The sequence below is a fragment of the Pelotalea chapellei genome, from assembly GCF_018531195.1.
Lineage (GTDB): Bacteria > Desulfobacterota > Desulfuromonadia > Geobacterales > Pseudopelobacteraceae > Pelotalea > Pelotalea chapellei.
The window spans coordinates 1-13,990 of sequence record NZ_JAHDYS010000027.1 but is presented as its reverse complement, the minus strand read 5'-3'; the positions used below and the strand labels follow the sequence as shown (position 1 = coordinate 13,990).

General features: G+C 54.4%; 15 protein-coding genes and 1 tRNA gene. 11 read left to right on the top strand and 5 right to left on the bottom strand.

What is annotated here, in order from left to right; translation table 11 throughout:
- The first annotated feature begins 149 nt into the window (after nucleotides 1-149).
- The 10 genes from KJB30_RS17580 to KJB30_RS17535 all read left to right on the top strand — a co-directional run bounded on the left by KJB30_RS17580 (nucleotide 150) and on the right by KJB30_RS17535 (nucleotide 8,398).
- Nucleotides 150-965 carry an SIR2 family NAD-dependent protein deacylase gene (locus KJB30_RS17580; RefSeq protein ID WP_214301676.1) on the top strand — a complete coding sequence of 272 codons (816 nt, stop codon included), beginning with the start codon at nucleotides 150-152 and terminating at the stop codon, nucleotides 963-965.
- 74 nt (nucleotides 966-1,039) lie between these two features.
- Nucleotides 1,040-1,115: transfer RNA gene (locus tag KJB30_RS17575), tRNA-Thr, on the top strand.
- A 127-nt stretch (nucleotides 1,116-1,242) separates the two neighbouring features.
- A complete protein-coding gene (locus tag KJB30_RS17570) occupies nucleotides 1,243-1,908 on the top strand; it encodes a Crp/Fnr family transcriptional regulator (protein ID WP_214301675.1) in 666 nt (221 codons plus the stop codon).
- A 231-nt stretch (nucleotides 1,909-2,139) separates the two neighbouring features.
- Nucleotides 2,140-3,045, top strand: a complete 906-nt coding sequence (locus tag KJB30_RS18685; RefSeq protein WP_214301674.1) for an NADH-quinone oxidoreductase subunit B family protein — start codon at nucleotides 2,140-2,142, stop codon at nucleotides 3,043-3,045.
- A complete protein-coding gene (locus KJB30_RS17560; RefSeq protein ID WP_214301673.1) occupies nucleotides 3,042-3,575 on the top strand; it encodes an NADH-quinone oxidoreductase subunit C in 534 nt (177 codons plus the stop codon). Before KJB30_RS18685 ends, KJB30_RS17560 begins: the two co-directional genes overlap by 4 nt.
- The gene (locus KJB30_RS17555) at nucleotides 3,572-4,654 is read left to right on the top strand and encodes a hydrogenase large subunit (protein WP_214301672.1); all 1,083 of its coding nucleotides are present in this window, start codon (nucleotides 3,572-3,574) and stop codon (nucleotides 4,652-4,654) included. Before KJB30_RS17560 ends, KJB30_RS17555 begins: the two co-directional genes overlap by 4 nt.
- Before the next feature lie 10 nt (nucleotides 4,655-4,664).
- Nucleotides 4,665-5,039, top strand: a complete 375-nt coding sequence (gene hypA, locus KJB30_RS17550) for a hydrogenase maturation nickel metallochaperone HypA (RefSeq protein ID WP_214301671.1) — start codon at nucleotides 4,665-4,667, stop codon at nucleotides 5,037-5,039.
- Complete coding sequence (locus KJB30_RS17545; RefSeq protein ID WP_214301670.1) at nucleotides 5,020-5,595, top strand: 4Fe-4S dicluster domain-containing protein; 576 nt, start codon at nucleotides 5,020-5,022, stop codon at nucleotides 5,593-5,595. The genes hypA and KJB30_RS17545 overlap by 20 nt, the downstream gene beginning before the upstream one ends.
- The gene (gene cooS / locus KJB30_RS17540; RefSeq protein WP_214301669.1) at nucleotides 5,592-7,499 is read left to right on the top strand and encodes an anaerobic carbon-monoxide dehydrogenase catalytic subunit; all 1,908 of its coding nucleotides are present in this window, start codon (nucleotides 5,592-5,594) and stop codon (nucleotides 7,497-7,499) included. Before KJB30_RS17545 ends, cooS begins: the two co-directional genes overlap by 4 nt.
- Nucleotides 7,500-7,549: 50 nt before the next feature.
- Nucleotides 7,550-8,398, top strand: coding sequence for an ATP-binding protein (locus KJB30_RS17535; protein ID WP_246545784.1), 849 nt, complete (start codon nucleotides 7,550-7,552; stop codon nucleotides 8,396-8,398).
- Between the two features lie 191 nt (nucleotides 8,399-8,589).
- Here KJB30_RS17535 and KJB30_RS17530 read toward each other — a convergent pair whose 3' ends face one another.
- The 5 genes from KJB30_RS17530 to KJB30_RS17510 all read right to left on the bottom strand — a co-directional run bounded on the left by KJB30_RS17530 (nucleotide 8,590) and on the right by KJB30_RS17510 (nucleotide 12,844).
- Nucleotides 8,590-8,964: an STAS domain-containing protein gene (locus KJB30_RS17530; protein WP_214301668.1), complete on the bottom strand. Its 375-nt coding sequence runs from the start codon at nucleotides 8,962-8,964 to the stop codon at nucleotides 8,590-8,592.
- Between the two features lie 167 nt (nucleotides 8,965-9,131).
- Entirely contained in the window at nucleotides 9,132-9,506 is a 375-nt protein-coding gene (locus KJB30_RS17525) for a hypothetical protein (RefSeq protein WP_214301667.1), read from the bottom strand.
- A gap of 143 nt (nucleotides 9,507-9,649) precedes the next feature.
- Nucleotides 9,650-10,111, bottom strand: a complete 462-nt coding sequence (locus tag KJB30_RS17520; RefSeq protein WP_214301666.1) for a hypothetical protein — start codon at nucleotides 10,109-10,111, stop codon at nucleotides 9,650-9,652.
- Between the two features lie 213 nt (nucleotides 10,112-10,324).
- Entirely contained in the window at nucleotides 10,325-12,295 is a 1,971-nt protein-coding gene (locus KJB30_RS17515) for a TonB-dependent receptor plug domain-containing protein (RefSeq protein ID WP_214301665.1), read from the bottom strand.
- Between the two features lie 12 nt (nucleotides 12,296-12,307).
- The gene (locus KJB30_RS17510; RefSeq protein ID WP_214301664.1) at nucleotides 12,308-12,844 is read right to left on the bottom strand and encodes a YfiR family protein; all 537 of its coding nucleotides are present in this window, start codon (nucleotides 12,842-12,844) and stop codon (nucleotides 12,308-12,310) included.
- Nucleotides 12,845-13,221: 377 nt separating this feature from the next.
- Here KJB30_RS17510 and KJB30_RS17505 point away from each other — a divergent pair, with 377 nt between their 5' ends.
- The gene (locus tag KJB30_RS17505) at nucleotides 13,222-13,833 is read left to right on the top strand and encodes a hypothetical protein (RefSeq protein ID WP_214301663.1); all 612 of its coding nucleotides are present in this window, start codon (nucleotides 13,222-13,224) and stop codon (nucleotides 13,831-13,833) included.
- The last annotated feature ends 157 nt before the right edge of the window (nucleotides 13,834-13,990 follow it).

Genomic DNA, 13,990 nt, shown 5'->3' with positions numbered 1-13,990 from the left:
ATGATCAGGGACAACCGCCGCTGGAACGATAGTTTTTATGCTTTCACTTGACAGAGAACACGGTTGCTCCGCGGGGCTTTCTCCGGGTGCGACGATCTGACTATTTTTGAACAGCCTGATTTTTTCAACAACCTGCCAGGAGTCGTTCTATGCTCGAGCGCGCCGCAGAAATTGTCAGGGAAGCCGAAGCATTTGTCATCACTGCCGGTGCAGGGATGGGAGTTGACTCCGGTCTTCCCGATTTTCGCGGCGACCAGGGCTTCTGGAAAGCCTACCCCCTCTATGCCCGTCTCGGCCTCTCCTTCATCGAGGCCGCCAACCCGCAGCATTTTGAACGCGACCCTGCCTTCGGCTGGGGCTTTTACGGCCACCGCACCAACCTCTACCGCAACACTGTCCCGCACGACGGCTTTCAGATCATCCGCCGCTGGATCGCCCGCAACTCTGCTGATTATTTCGTTGTAACTTCCAATGTGGACGGGCAATTTCAGAAGGCTGGATACAACGAGGCCAGGATTCTGGAAGTGCATGGCTCGATCCACCACCTGCAATGCCTTAAGCCATGCTGTCAGGACATCTGGCCCAATCATGAAGAGATCGAGGTCAACAATGAGACCATGAGGGCGTTGTCCATCCCACGCTGTCCCCACTGTAAAGGGGTAAGCCGCCCCAACATCCTCATGTTCGGTGACTGGTCCTGGATTGCGCAGCGGACCCAGGTTCAGGAAACGGCTTTCGAACAGTTTATGGAAAGTAACCAAGACAAAAGAATTGCAGTCATTGAGATGGGAGCCGGCACCGGAATCCCGACCATTCGCGCCATGTCCGAACGGGTGGGCTGGAGGTACCCAAATGCCTCGGTCATCCGCATCAATCCTCGCGAGCCGGAGATAAAGCCCCCCCACATTTCACTCGTCTGCGGAGCCCTGGAAGGATTGCAGAAAATCGACAATCTGATCGGTTGAACATGAAGCTAAAACCAGCGCCAGCCGGCATTTGAAATTGACAAAATGCAATCTTCGAGGTAAAAAGTACCTCCGCCGTTTTAGCTCAGTTGGTAGAGCACATCACTCGTAATGATGAGGTCGTCGGTTCGATTCCGACAAACGGCTCCACTCAACAACAACATTTTCAATATATGTTTTCACCAGCTAAAGCCTCTGTCTCCAGAGGCTTTTCTCATTCAGGCGAGACCCGCGGCTTCAAATATGCCGTAACGCTTGATCTCAGGGAGACATAACTATGCCATCCAAAATGAAACTTACCGACCTCAATCTTCTGAAAATCTTCAACTCTCCGGAAAGCGGGGACCTTTTAAAGAATTTCAGTATCCAGCGCTTTCCCAAAAAAACCCTTATTTTTACGCCTTTTGAAGAACAGAACCTTGTCTTTATTGTCAAGAGCGGCAAGCTGAGGGTCTATCTCTCCTTCGAGGACAAGGAATTCACCCTCTCCTTCCTGGAAACAGGCGACATATTCAGCACCCATACCCGTGCCTTTGTGCAGGCCCTTGATGGTACGGAGATACTGGTCTGCAGCACCTCCGCGTTCAGGGAGACGCTCGCGGCCCGCCCGGAAGTGTCGCTGACCATGGTCAAGGTACTGGGGGACCTGCTGAAGAATTCCATATCAACCATAGAGGGGCTGGCGTTCAAGGATGTGCGCATGCGGCTGGTCGAGTTCCTGATCAAAACCGCAGAAGATCGGGGCCTCCCTGCCAGTGGAGGCACTGTTGTGGAGCTGGGGCTGAGCACCGAGGACATTGCCCTTCTGGTTGGTACCACGCGGCAGACAATCTCCCAGATCCTCAATGAATTCATCAAGACCGACCTGATCGAAAAGATCAACCGCCGAACGCTTCTCATCAAAGATCTGGAGGCACTGAAAGAACTGAACGTTTCCTTCTGAACCCATCGCGTATCCACATCTTTTTCATCTCATCCCAAAGATTTCTCTGATACCAACCTTCCCAGATAGTTTCCCGCCGCACTTCTTTGCCCCCATCATTTATTCAAAAACTGTCGGCTAGCAGACAGACCGCATAGCTCGTATCCCCTATAGTCGCTACAAATAGTTCAGGAGGAAGCAGAGAACCTGCCTCCTTACCGAAGCGTTTCCATCGACTAACAGGGATCTTCCATGGCAACTGCCCCAAAAAACCTTTCAGAACCGCTTCTGCAGCTGTACCGCATCAATGCCGGATCCTGCAACGGCTGCGATGTGGAACTTGCCACCACAGCGACTGTCGCAAGCTTCGATGTTGAGCGAATCGGCTGCTCCTACACCGAGTCGCCTGCAGAAGCGGACATCGTGCTTGTTACCGGACCGCTGACGGTACGCGTCAGGGAAAAAGTACTGCGCGCCTATGGCGAAGTACCCGAGCCGAAGATCACGGTTGCTGTCGGAGTCTGTCCCATTTCGGGGGGAGTTTTTCGCGACAGCTACGCCGTGGATGGCCCTGTGGACCGGTATCTTCCTGTTGATGTCAATGTTCCCGGCTGCCCGCCACGCCCCCAGGCGATCCTCGCCGGGATCGAGGAAGCGGTCCTGCTCTGGCGCGCCCGACGTGACGGTGTTCTGCCGCCTCCTGTCGCGAGCCAGCCGCACCCTGAAAAGGGAGCAGTCTCGACCGGAGTGCGGGGGAAAATGGATTTCAATCCAGCAGCCTGCGTCGGCTGCCGCATGTGCGAACATGTCTGCGCCGGGGGCGCAATCCGCTTCAACGAAGAGTTTACCGGGCTCCGCTTCACCCTCTGGCACAACAGCTGTGTCTTCTGTGGTCTTTGCCGACACTACTGCCCGACCGGTGCGCTCACCGTAACCGATGAGTGGCAGTTGGCCCACCGCCAGGACCAGAAGTATCACCTGACTACCCAGGGAATCATGCCATACGCCCCCTGCAGCGGCTGCGGCGAACTGCTTCTGCCTGTAGCCCCCGAACTGCTGCGTGTCGCCTTCCGGGGCACAGGCCGGGAAATCGACAGGCTGAAAAGCCTCTGCACGGAATGCCGCCAGAAACAGAGCATAGGAGGAAGACGACGATGAACGATGTGAAAGACAGGGTACAAGCAGCGCTCTCCCAGACCGGGGAAGAGCCCCTGATCGAATGGCGATCGGACCGCAAGGGGGTGCTGACCGGCTGGTGCCGGCTGGGCGAAGCGGCTCTTATCCTGCCTGCGGCCGAAGCGCTGGTCGGCCTGGAAGGGCGTCTCAGTACAATCACAGCCTATCTGACCGACAGCGCCAGACAGCGGGGAGTCCGGGAGATCGCCTACCACTTCGACCTGGATGGCACGACCCTGACAGTGACAATCGAGCTCCCCCTGGAGGATGCCCGTGTCCCATCGCTCACCATGATTTTCCGCAACGCCGACTGGAACGAGCGGGAGCTCATGGAGCTGTATGACATTCAGGTAACCGGTCATCCCGACCCGAGACGCCTGTTCCTGGATAAATCCATCGAACCGGCCGCGTTCGAGCGGCTGATCCCCTTTTCGACCTTCACCAACGGCGCCGCCAGCAAAGCACTCTGGAACAAGGTCATGACCATGAGCGGTACGGAGAAAGCAGCATGACACCCTCGATCATCACCCTGGGCCCCCATCAGCTCGCCCTTGAGGAGCCGATGTATTTCAAGGTTGAGCTTGAAGGTGACACCGTGGTCGGGCTTGACGTTATGGCGGGACATGTTCACCGGGGTATGGAGCATCTGGTGATGAAGCGCAACCTCTACCAGAACATTACGCTGCTGGAGCGCCTCTGCTCCCTCTGTTCCAATAGCCACCCAAGCACCTTCTGCACTGCAGTGGAAGACATCGCCGGCATTGTCGTCCCCGAGCGGGCCGAGTACCTGCGGGCCATTGCGGACGAGATCAAGCGCATCTCTTCGCACCTCTTCAACTGCGCCATCATGGCCCACATCATCGGACAGGGGGCTCTCTTCAAGAACGTGATGCAGATCCGCGAAATCATGCAGGAGACCAAGGAAGCCATCTACGGCAACCGCATGGACCTGGCCGCCAACTGCATCGGCGGTGTGCGCTATGAGCTGACTCCGGAGCTTTCCATGTACCTGGGGCAGCGGATGGAGCTGATGAAAGCGCCCCTCGACGAGCTGTACCGGATCTACACCACGGACCCTGCCATCAGGGTCAGGACCGAAGGACTGGGGGTCCTGCCGCGGCAGGAGGCCAAGGATTATGCCGTGGTGGGGCCGGTGGCGCGCGGCTCCGGCATCGCCTATGACGTGCGCAAGAAAAGCCCCTACGGCGCCTACGACCGGCTTAACTTCCTGGTGGCAACGGAAACTTCCGGCGACGTCCGGGCCCGCGCTTCGGTACGCCTGCGGGAAGCGCAGGAGTCGGTTTCCCTTATCGAGCAGTGCCTGACCCGGATGCCCGATGGGAAATCCTGTGCTGACATCCTGCCGGAAATTCCCGCCGGTGAGACTATTGCCAAATCCGAAGCGCCCCGGGGGGAGCTGATCTACTACCTCAGCACCGATGGGTCGGATATGCCTGCCAGGCTTAAATGGCGGGTCCCCTCCTATATGAACTGGGACGCCCTCAAGGTGATGTTGAAAGGGGAACGGGTTACCGACATCCCCCTGATCGTGAACAGCATCGATCCCTGCATTTCCTGTACGGATCGTTGAAGGAGGAAGCATGCATGAAATTGCGATTGCCAGCAGCCTCTTCGAAATCATCCATCAGCAGGTGGAAAAACATGACATCGAGAAAATTTCCGAGGTCCACCTGAAGGTTGGCGAGCTGGCGGGAGTGGAAGCCATGACCTTGACCGCCTGTTTCGAGGTTCTGGCAGAGGGAACCGTGGCCGACGGTGCCAGGCTGATTATCGAGCATATCCCGCTTGCCGGAAAGTGCAGTGATTGTGCGGCCGGCTTCAGGATCATCAGGTACGAATTCAGGTGCCCCTGCTGCCACGGCGACAACGTGGAAACGGTACAGGGGAAGGAACTGTATATAGAGAAGTTGGAGGCCGTATTCAAAGGAGACCGGAATGAAGAAACAGCAACATGAAAATGCAATAGTCTTTGCCGACCCCGAGCGCTGTCTCGGGTGTCACAGCTGTGAATTGAGCTGTGCCGTCGCCCATTCCGGGTGCGATCTGTACTCTGCGGCAATCAAGGGGCTTACATTGCGGCCACGCAACAAGGTGGTCGCGGCGGGTGATGCGAGCATTCCGATCCAATGCCGGCAGTGCGAGGATGCCCCCTGCGCCTTGGCCTGCCCCACCGGTGCGATATTGCAGCAGGATAGCATGGTCAGCATCAGGGAGAAAAACTGCGTCGGCTGCAAGGTGTGCGTAATGGTCTGCCCCTTTGGTGCCATCAGCGTCAAACCCGATGCGGATGGGGACCTGGAGGCCGAGGGCCGGACCAACCGGGGTGTGGCCAGGAAATGCGACCTGTGCGCCCGTACCGGAAGAGATGTGCCTGCCTGCATCGAGGCCTGCCCCACCAAAGCCATCACCCTCGTAAATCTTGACGATCTGCGTCAGACCCTGCTCGAGGCGAGAGCCGCAGAACTGGCCCACTCCTACAAATATCTGAAACAAAGAAAGGTGAAACCATGACAACGAACCAATCCATTGATCCGTCGGCAGCAGCATTGCTCCCTGTTGCAAAGAAGCAGGGCATCTCCACCGTCTGGGATCGCCACAAGGCGATGCAACCCCAGTGCGGCTTTGGCCAGCTCGGGGTGTGCTGCCGCATCTGCTGGAAAGGCCCCTGCCGGGTCGATCCCTTCGGAGATGGCCCCCAGGTGGGTATCTGTGGCGCCAATGCCGACACCATCGTCGCGCGCAACGTGATCCGCATGATCGCTGCGGGGGCCGCAAGCCATTCTGAGCATGGGCGCCATATCGCTTTGGCACTGCTGGGAGTAGCAAAAGGGGAGCTCCCTGCCTATCAGATCAGGGATGAGCAAAAACTCCGCTCGGTCGCTGCAAAGCTGGGGATAAACAGTGAGGGGAAAGAGATTGCCGCCATTGCCGAAGAGATAGCACTGGCGTCGCTGGAAGATTTCCGAAACCAGGACCATGACAAGCCGTGCAACTGGATCGCATCGGCCCTCACCGCAAAACGGCTTGAACGCCTGGCGGGACTGCACGTTCTGCCCCACAACATCGATGCCGTCATAACCCAGATCATGGCGCGCACCCATGTGGGTTGCGACTCGGACCCGGTCAACCTGATCCTGGGAGGAATCAAGGGAGCCCTGGCGGACTTCGACGGCATGTGCCTGGCCACCGAACTCTCCGATGCCGTGTTCGGTACACCCAGCCCGGTTGTTACCGCTGCCAACCTGGGAGTGATCAAAGAGGGAGCGGTCAACATAGCGGTCCATGGTCACAATCCGCTGCTCAGCGAGATCGTGTGCGACGTCGCCCTGCTGATGGATGATGAAGCCCGCAAAGCAGGAGCGAAGGATGGTATCAACATCATCGGCATCTGCTGCACCGGCAACGAGGTCATGGTCCGCCACGGCATCCCCCTGGCCACCAACTACCTCTCCCAGGAGCTGGCCCTGATCACCGGAGCGGTCGATGCCATGGTGGTGGATGTGCAGTGCATCATGCCCTCGGTCAGCGAGATCGGCGCCTGCTTTCACACCGAGATCATCACCACCATGGATGACAACAAGATCACCGGAGCCAGGCACGTGAGGTTCCGGGAAGAGACGGCCGTGGAAAATGCCCGCCAGATAGTCGGTTTTGCCATAGATGCCTTTAAACGGCGCGACCCCTTGCGGGTGAACATCCCTGACTTCAAGCAGACCGCAATCGTCGGTTTCGGCACCGAAGCCATCATGGGAGCCCTGGGCGCCATCAACGCCGAAGACCCGTTGAAGCCGCTGATTGACAATATCGCTAATGGCAACATCCGGGGCATTGCCCTTTTCGCCGGCTGCAATAACACCCAGGTCGCGCAGGACAGCAGCTTTGTGACTATCGCCAAGAAACTGGCCAAAAATAATGTGCTGCTGCTTGCCACCGGCTGCGGCGCCGGCTCCTTTGCCAAGCACGGGCTGATGTCCCAGGAGGCCACCGATGAATATGCCGGTGAATCGCTCAAGGCGGTGTTGACAGCCATCGGAACGGCAGCGGGGTTGAACGGTCCATTGCCACTCGTCCTGCATATGGGGTCGTGCGTGGATAACAGCCGTGCGGTGGAGGTGGCCGGGGCCGTGGCCAACAGACTGGGGGTCGATCTGGATCAGCTTCCGCTGGTAGCCTCTGCTCCTGAAGCCATGTCCGAAAAGGCCGTGGCCATTGGAACCTGGAGCGTGGCCCTCGGCATTCCGACCCACCTGGGGATCATGCCCCAGATAACCGGTTCGGCAATGGTGACCGAACTGCTGACAGAAACTGCCAAAGAGCTGTTCGGCGGCTATTTCATGGTCGAACTTGATCCAAACCAGGCTGCAGACAAACTTCTGACAGTGATCGACGAACGCCGGAAAGCTCTCGGCATCTAACAGATACAGCGAAGGGGCGGATTGATGCCGCCCCTAGGGGAGAACAATAGATGTGCGATCAACATCACCACCACGACCACCATCATGAACATCACCATCATCCCACGGTGCCTGCCGGATTGAAACTGGCGATTACCGGCAAGGGGGGTGTCGGCAAAACCACCCTGGCAAGCATGCTGGCCCGTACCTTTGCTGACCACGGCAACCGGGTGCTGGCTATCGACGCCGATCCCGATGCGAATCTTGCCGCGGCCCTGGGAATACCGCCAGCCCTTTCAATCAAACTGCAGCCGATTACAGGGATGAAAGAACTGGCTGAGGAGCGGACAGGGTCAACTGGCGGCTTCGGGACCCTGTTCAAGCTTAACCCTGCGGTCAGCGACCTGCCCGACAGGTTTTGCATAACCCATGACGGAATACGTTTTTTGTGGATGGGGACTCTGGTCAAGGGGGGCAGCGGATGCGCCTGTCCCGAGAACACCCTGATCAAGCGCCTGATGGGCCACCTCCTGCTGGAGCGCAACGATGTGGTCATCATGGACATGGAGGCGGGACTTGAACATCTCGGTCGGGGGACCTCCCAGGCGATGGATGCTCTCATCATCGTGGTAGAACCGGGGCAGAGAAGCATTCAGACGGCATTTCAGATCATGAAGCTTGCCGAGGATCTGGGCATAGGCGATGTTTTTGTGGTGGGCAGCAAAGTACGCGACGAGGGGGACCGATGCCTTATTGAAACCTTGATACCACGGAGCAGATTGCTTGGGTTCATTACATTCAGTGACGACATCAAGCGGGCTGACCTTGAAAACATAGCGCCGGATAAAATAGCCCTGGATTCCCTTGCGGAAGTCCGGGCCATCAAGGAACGACTGGTCGCCTGCATGGCGGAAAGGTAGATCCAGCGCGGCCGGTCTCACCGATGGCTATTGTGGTGAGAGGGTCATGCACATACTGAACATGCCTGACTGCCCTATCACCCTAGAGACGCAGCAAGGTCGTTCCTGATAGGAAACGACCTTGATTGATACTTTCATATGCAGCGACTTTCAACCTTCAGGTGCATCGAGTTTTTTTCTACACCCAATTTCTAGTCTTTAGGACATAGCCAATCCAGAGAGTCTTCAAAAGTCCGATAAACCCTGTATTGGCATGGTAGTTCATTCAACTCCGCATGAAACGTATACTGGCGAAACTGTCCAAAGGTCTCATCATCGGGGCAGACTATTGCTGTTTTGCCACTTCTTCCATGCGGCAAGAACTCCTTCACGATGAAAGCCAATCCCTGAAGCTGATCTGCAGTAACTCCGGCAAGTGCGCTTACCGAAAAATCCCAGATGATATCGGGGCGGGTGACAAAAGGATAAAATTCCTTGACCGCATTGACCATCTCTTCAAAAGACACCGGACCAGAGACTCTGAAGACGGTAATATTTTTTGATAGTTCAATTGCAATTTTAGACATAAATCTCCATGTAAGCGATTTCACCTGGCAAAAGTAATATCTGTATCTGCTTTTGCCATAGACAAAGCCGTGAGTCAAGATTCAAAACACCATTTCCGGTGGGAGCGGATATGGTTATAGCAACATCGTAGGGCGGGCTTAAAACCTGTCCCCTACGCATCCCGGAATTAAAACGGACATTCAGGGTCAACGACAACCTCCCCTGTAGCCACACTCCTCAACTCACCTACATATTTATGGAGATCACCAAGGCCACTGAAAGACTCCTTAGGAGATGAAACCACAGGAGTAGAGGGAACTTTGGTCACCTTAGGCTTCGCCGTAGCCCTCTTCTCTGCACCTCCTGCAATAAATGGCAAGACCTCAACAAGCCCCTTCTCACGATGTGTAATCCACCATGCCGCCGATGACTCAGCATCAAGAGCAGTCTCCACCTTACGAAAAGCCAGAGGGTCAGATTGCCTCCAGCGGCTTAGTCGGTCTGTCCTGATATTCTTCGCCCAGGCAATCTGTTTCGGTGATCCTTTTAGCTCTACCAGCATATATGGCCTCTTTTATTATGGATCTGTCTGGCATCCAAAGGCAGGTTTTCCATCTCCCACCAGATACAGCAAAACCGTTCCTGATTCGGGAGCGGCTTTGTATTCATACCCCTTATACGTCGTCACCAAACTTTCAGATGCAATCAAAAGCCTGTCCACCACTGTCTCCCGTCATCAGCACCTAACCAATCCATCGCGTCGTCAAAATTGCGGTAAACGCCGTACAGATATGGTAGTTCGTTCATCTCCGCATAAATCGCATATTGCCGGAACTTCCAGTAGATAGCATCATTGGTGATAACTATGGCAGTCCTGCCATTTCTTATGCTTGAGGAAAATTCCTTTACGACCGATGGCATCTTTTGAAAATTATGAGCATTAACTCCAACCAGTAGCGCCTCTGAAAGATCCCAGACAACATCGGGAGTTGTAATATATGGATATGTTTCCTTGATAATTGACGTCAGTTCTTCGAAAGGCAACTTTCCTCGTACTCGAAAAACAGTGATCTTCAGTGATAACTCAATGGAAGTTTTAGCCATAAAACGTTTATATCTGTATTCAGTTTGGCGATAAAAAGAGTGGAAATTATCTTTTTTTGCCATGGCTAAATCAGTGAGTCAAGCCTTTAATGAGAAAGGGATCTGAGAAACACCAAAGCCCTTGCCTCGATTCTGGAGACTATTTCGGCAGGGGTGAGATCTGGAAGTTGTGTGAGGTTGAAAATGCGTCGGACAAAGTGTCTCCTGTAGCCTTACTCTGGTGCCATGTAACTCTTATTTTTCGCACTAGAAGGTTGTTGAAAAACAACCTTCTAACTAAAATGTGTAACTCACCTTAAACAGATACTCCCGTGAACCTGCCGGCAGGGGAGCATGTCCACTATTGTAGGTGGTCAGATAAGAATGATGGGTGCCGTAAAGGTCGTACACCCCTACTCCCAGGTCAAGCCCTTTGGTCAAGGCATCCTTGTAGAGAAAGTAGATATCCTGATACAGCTCGGGACTGAACCGCTTCAGGATTGACTGCTGGGTATTCGGGTCGACGCTCGCGTATCCGTACCGTTCGCTGGTGAAGATCGCCGTAGTGTTAACGCTCAGGCTGCTGGTGATCTTGTAACCGGCAGTGACGGTAGCCTTGTGGGACGGGATGCCGATGAACATGCTTTGCCGTCCCGGCACGCTCCATACGGAATCATGGAGATTGTCAGCCAAAACGAAGGAATAGCGCAGAGCCAGTTGAGCGGTATTGGAGTGGTAGTGATATTCGGCTTCGAGTCCGCGGCTGCCCTGCCTGCCGCTGTTTATGTAAGTATCGACAAGCTGCACGTCATCATAGCGATAGCTGATCACGTTTCGGCCATGGATTGCATAGCAGCTGGCCTGCAGACTATTGTGGTCGTCCAGGCGGTGGCCAAGTTCCAGCTCATAGACATCCGCTGTTTCAGTTTTCAACGGCGTCCCCGCCTTGATCCCGCCGGAAATCTGCTCCAGGGTCGGAGCCCGGTAGGCACGATTATAAACCACCTTGACGTGAGTATCTCCAAAGGAGCGGCTCAGGCCGACACGCGGAACCAGTGCGGAATTGTAGGTACCATCGGTCCCTTCATATCTCAGGCCGGCAGTAACATCTGCATATTTTGTTGCCACAACCGCTTCTGTAAAAATTGAATAACGCTCGAACCCTTTCGAAGCTTTTCCACCGGGAAAGAGGTACTGCCTGGAAGGATCGCTCCCGCCATAGGCGGCATAGGTATTGTTGTATTGCCCGCCCCCCGAGAGTGCCAGCCAGTCGTTAACATCCCAGGCAGCCCTCAGTCCTGCAGTGAGGTTGCGCGCGGTCGGATCATAGTAAGTCGGGTCGGTAACAGGCACATCCGTACTGCGATAGGGTTGTGATACTTGATAGGCGAAATTGGGTATCACGGTAATGCTGTTGGTCGGCTTGTAGGTATAGGAGATATCCCCCAGGTAAGTACGGTACTCGGCATGCCGCTTCCGGTCTGTTACCAGTCCATAGCCGTCCCTGTAGCCGACGCGGGAATTATCCAGCATGAATCGGCCTGAAAGCTGGCCGTAACGGAGATTAAGATTGAGGTTTCCATTACGGATTTCAGCATCGTTCTGCATGTTCCATGTGGTGCCGGCCGGATCAACGTATGTGCGGTCGCTGCGGTTATGCAGACCGCCGAACAAGGTCAGACCGAGGTAGGAATTTTCACCGGGACGGGCATACTGCAACTCGACATTCTGGCGGGCCGAACTGCCGGCATAAAATCCGGAAGTAAAGGTTGCCTGCCGTTTGTTTGTCTCAGCGCCGATCTTGGTAATGATATTAACCACCGCTAGCTCGGCAAAATTTCCATAGGTTACGGAACCGGGTCCGCGTATGATTTCGACTCTTTCGACCAAGTTGATCGGAATGCGATTGGAAAGATCTATGGATCCGTACAGGAGATCGGGCAGCGGCAATCCATCGACTGCCACCAGTATTCTGCCTCCGGAAACGGTGATCCCCCTGAAACTGATGATAAGGTTATTCCAGATATCCACGCCAAATTCGAAACCTGGCTGGGCTCGCAGCAGGTCGACAAGATCACGGGCTCCCGACATCTCGATATCGTCTCTGGTTATGACGCTGATAATTGCCGGTACTTCACTTTGAAGACGTGGCCGGATTGAAGTCGAAGTGACTTCCATATCAAGTACGTTTTCGATGCTATCCGTCGCAGCAGCAAATGCACTGCCTGATGCACAATAAAGTAGTAAAGCCAGACCAAGGCGTTTCATGGAAGCTCCCTGTTAAAAAACCTGTTTGGCAAGTTCCAGCAGACGGGCCTTGATTCTGATCCGGCTTCTGGATGCCGATTTTGTATTGATACTGAAAGAGAGTTTCCTGTTGTTGAATTGCAACTGGATGATTCCACCCTTTGTCAGAAAATCCGCTCCATTCCCGATGGTGAGCACCTGCCTGCTCCTGGCATCGTTGAGAAGCAAAGCGGTTCCTCTTTGATAGGTGGTGTTGTCAACGAACAGGGCGGTGCAGCCAAGTGTGGTGCGCGAGGTTTCTATGGCCTTTACTGAAAGCGTTCTGGTGAGTTTCTGTTCTTCTATCCGCTCGCGGAGTGCAGTTATGACCGACATATCGCCAGCTACACAGATGGTAGAGGGTTCAGGCTTTTTATCGTTCCATTCAATGTAGTCGAGAACATTGGTGAGAAATGCTGAGGTGATGGATAGTTCGGTCTGCTCTGCAACAGAGGTTTCAGGAAGGAAAAAAACGATACTTGTCAACAAGGGGAGGATCAGTAGCCTGCTTGAAAAAGATGGACGCGACATTATTCCGCTACACCAGGAATGGCGAGAACAAAAGCGAGCTTTGAAGTACGCAAAAGCTCCTCGATTGACTTTCATATTTCGTAACCTCAACAACCTGAAGCCATTCCTATGCCCGTCTCCTTGACAACCAATCGTTACACCTGGGAGGAGCCTGAATACAAGATACTGGTGTATCTGTCAATTCAATTCCAATATATTTAATTAAAATTTTTCCGATTGTTTTTTTGAGTGCAACAGGTTTAAAAACTATCCAAACTCGCTGTTTTACCTGCAATCATCTTCCGTGGAAATTTTCATGTAATCATGGTATGTGGTTCAAACGTCGCTCGGATGAGAACTCGACAAGATTAATGACTGCAGCAGAAAAGGAGACCGCTATGACCGAGACAATCCAGTTCTGGCTCAACAACAAGATGTCAACAGGTACACGAGCGGCCGCCATGGGCGATCAGACGCTGGTTTTATACCGGGATCGTTTTTATGTTGTCGTAGATGGTGCTGCCCTGACAAAAGGGGGCAAGTCCCAGCAATACTCCAAGACCTCATTACCAACCATCTGGAAAAAGGCCATGCGGGGTATAATCCCGGTGCCATCGGATGCGGATGAAATTATGCCGCTTACGACTACAACGTCACGCACGCGAGTAAAGCAAAAAAAACCGACCCCACCCGTGCCATCCCCCTCAATGGAAGAGGTTCCTGCAGCGCCAGTCCAGCCACCAGCAGCACAGGCTCCTGTTCAGTCACCCACTGCCCCCTCCCAGCCGTCGAAACCGCCCAAACAGCAGCGCAAAACCGAACCTGTCCAGTCTGTCCAGGAGAGTGCCGTCGCGGAATGCCCCTACTGCGGCCACCGCCATGACCTGATCCTTGACAAGAGAAAAAACGGCAAGCCCTTCTTTGTTTCGTGTATTAAATGCTCAGCCGAGTTTGCAGTGCGATTTGTGCAAGTAACGGTGTATCAGGCCCAAGTAGCCGGTTTCAGATAACAGGTCGTTGAAAAACAGCCATCTCACCGCCGTCCTCGAAAACCACCTTGTGCGACGTAGCGCTGCCGCCCTCACCCAATCCCTTGTATATTCAGAGGTAGAGGGTATGGTTTTCCTTAACAACGGTGCACGGGACATGGCAGCACGACTGCCCTCT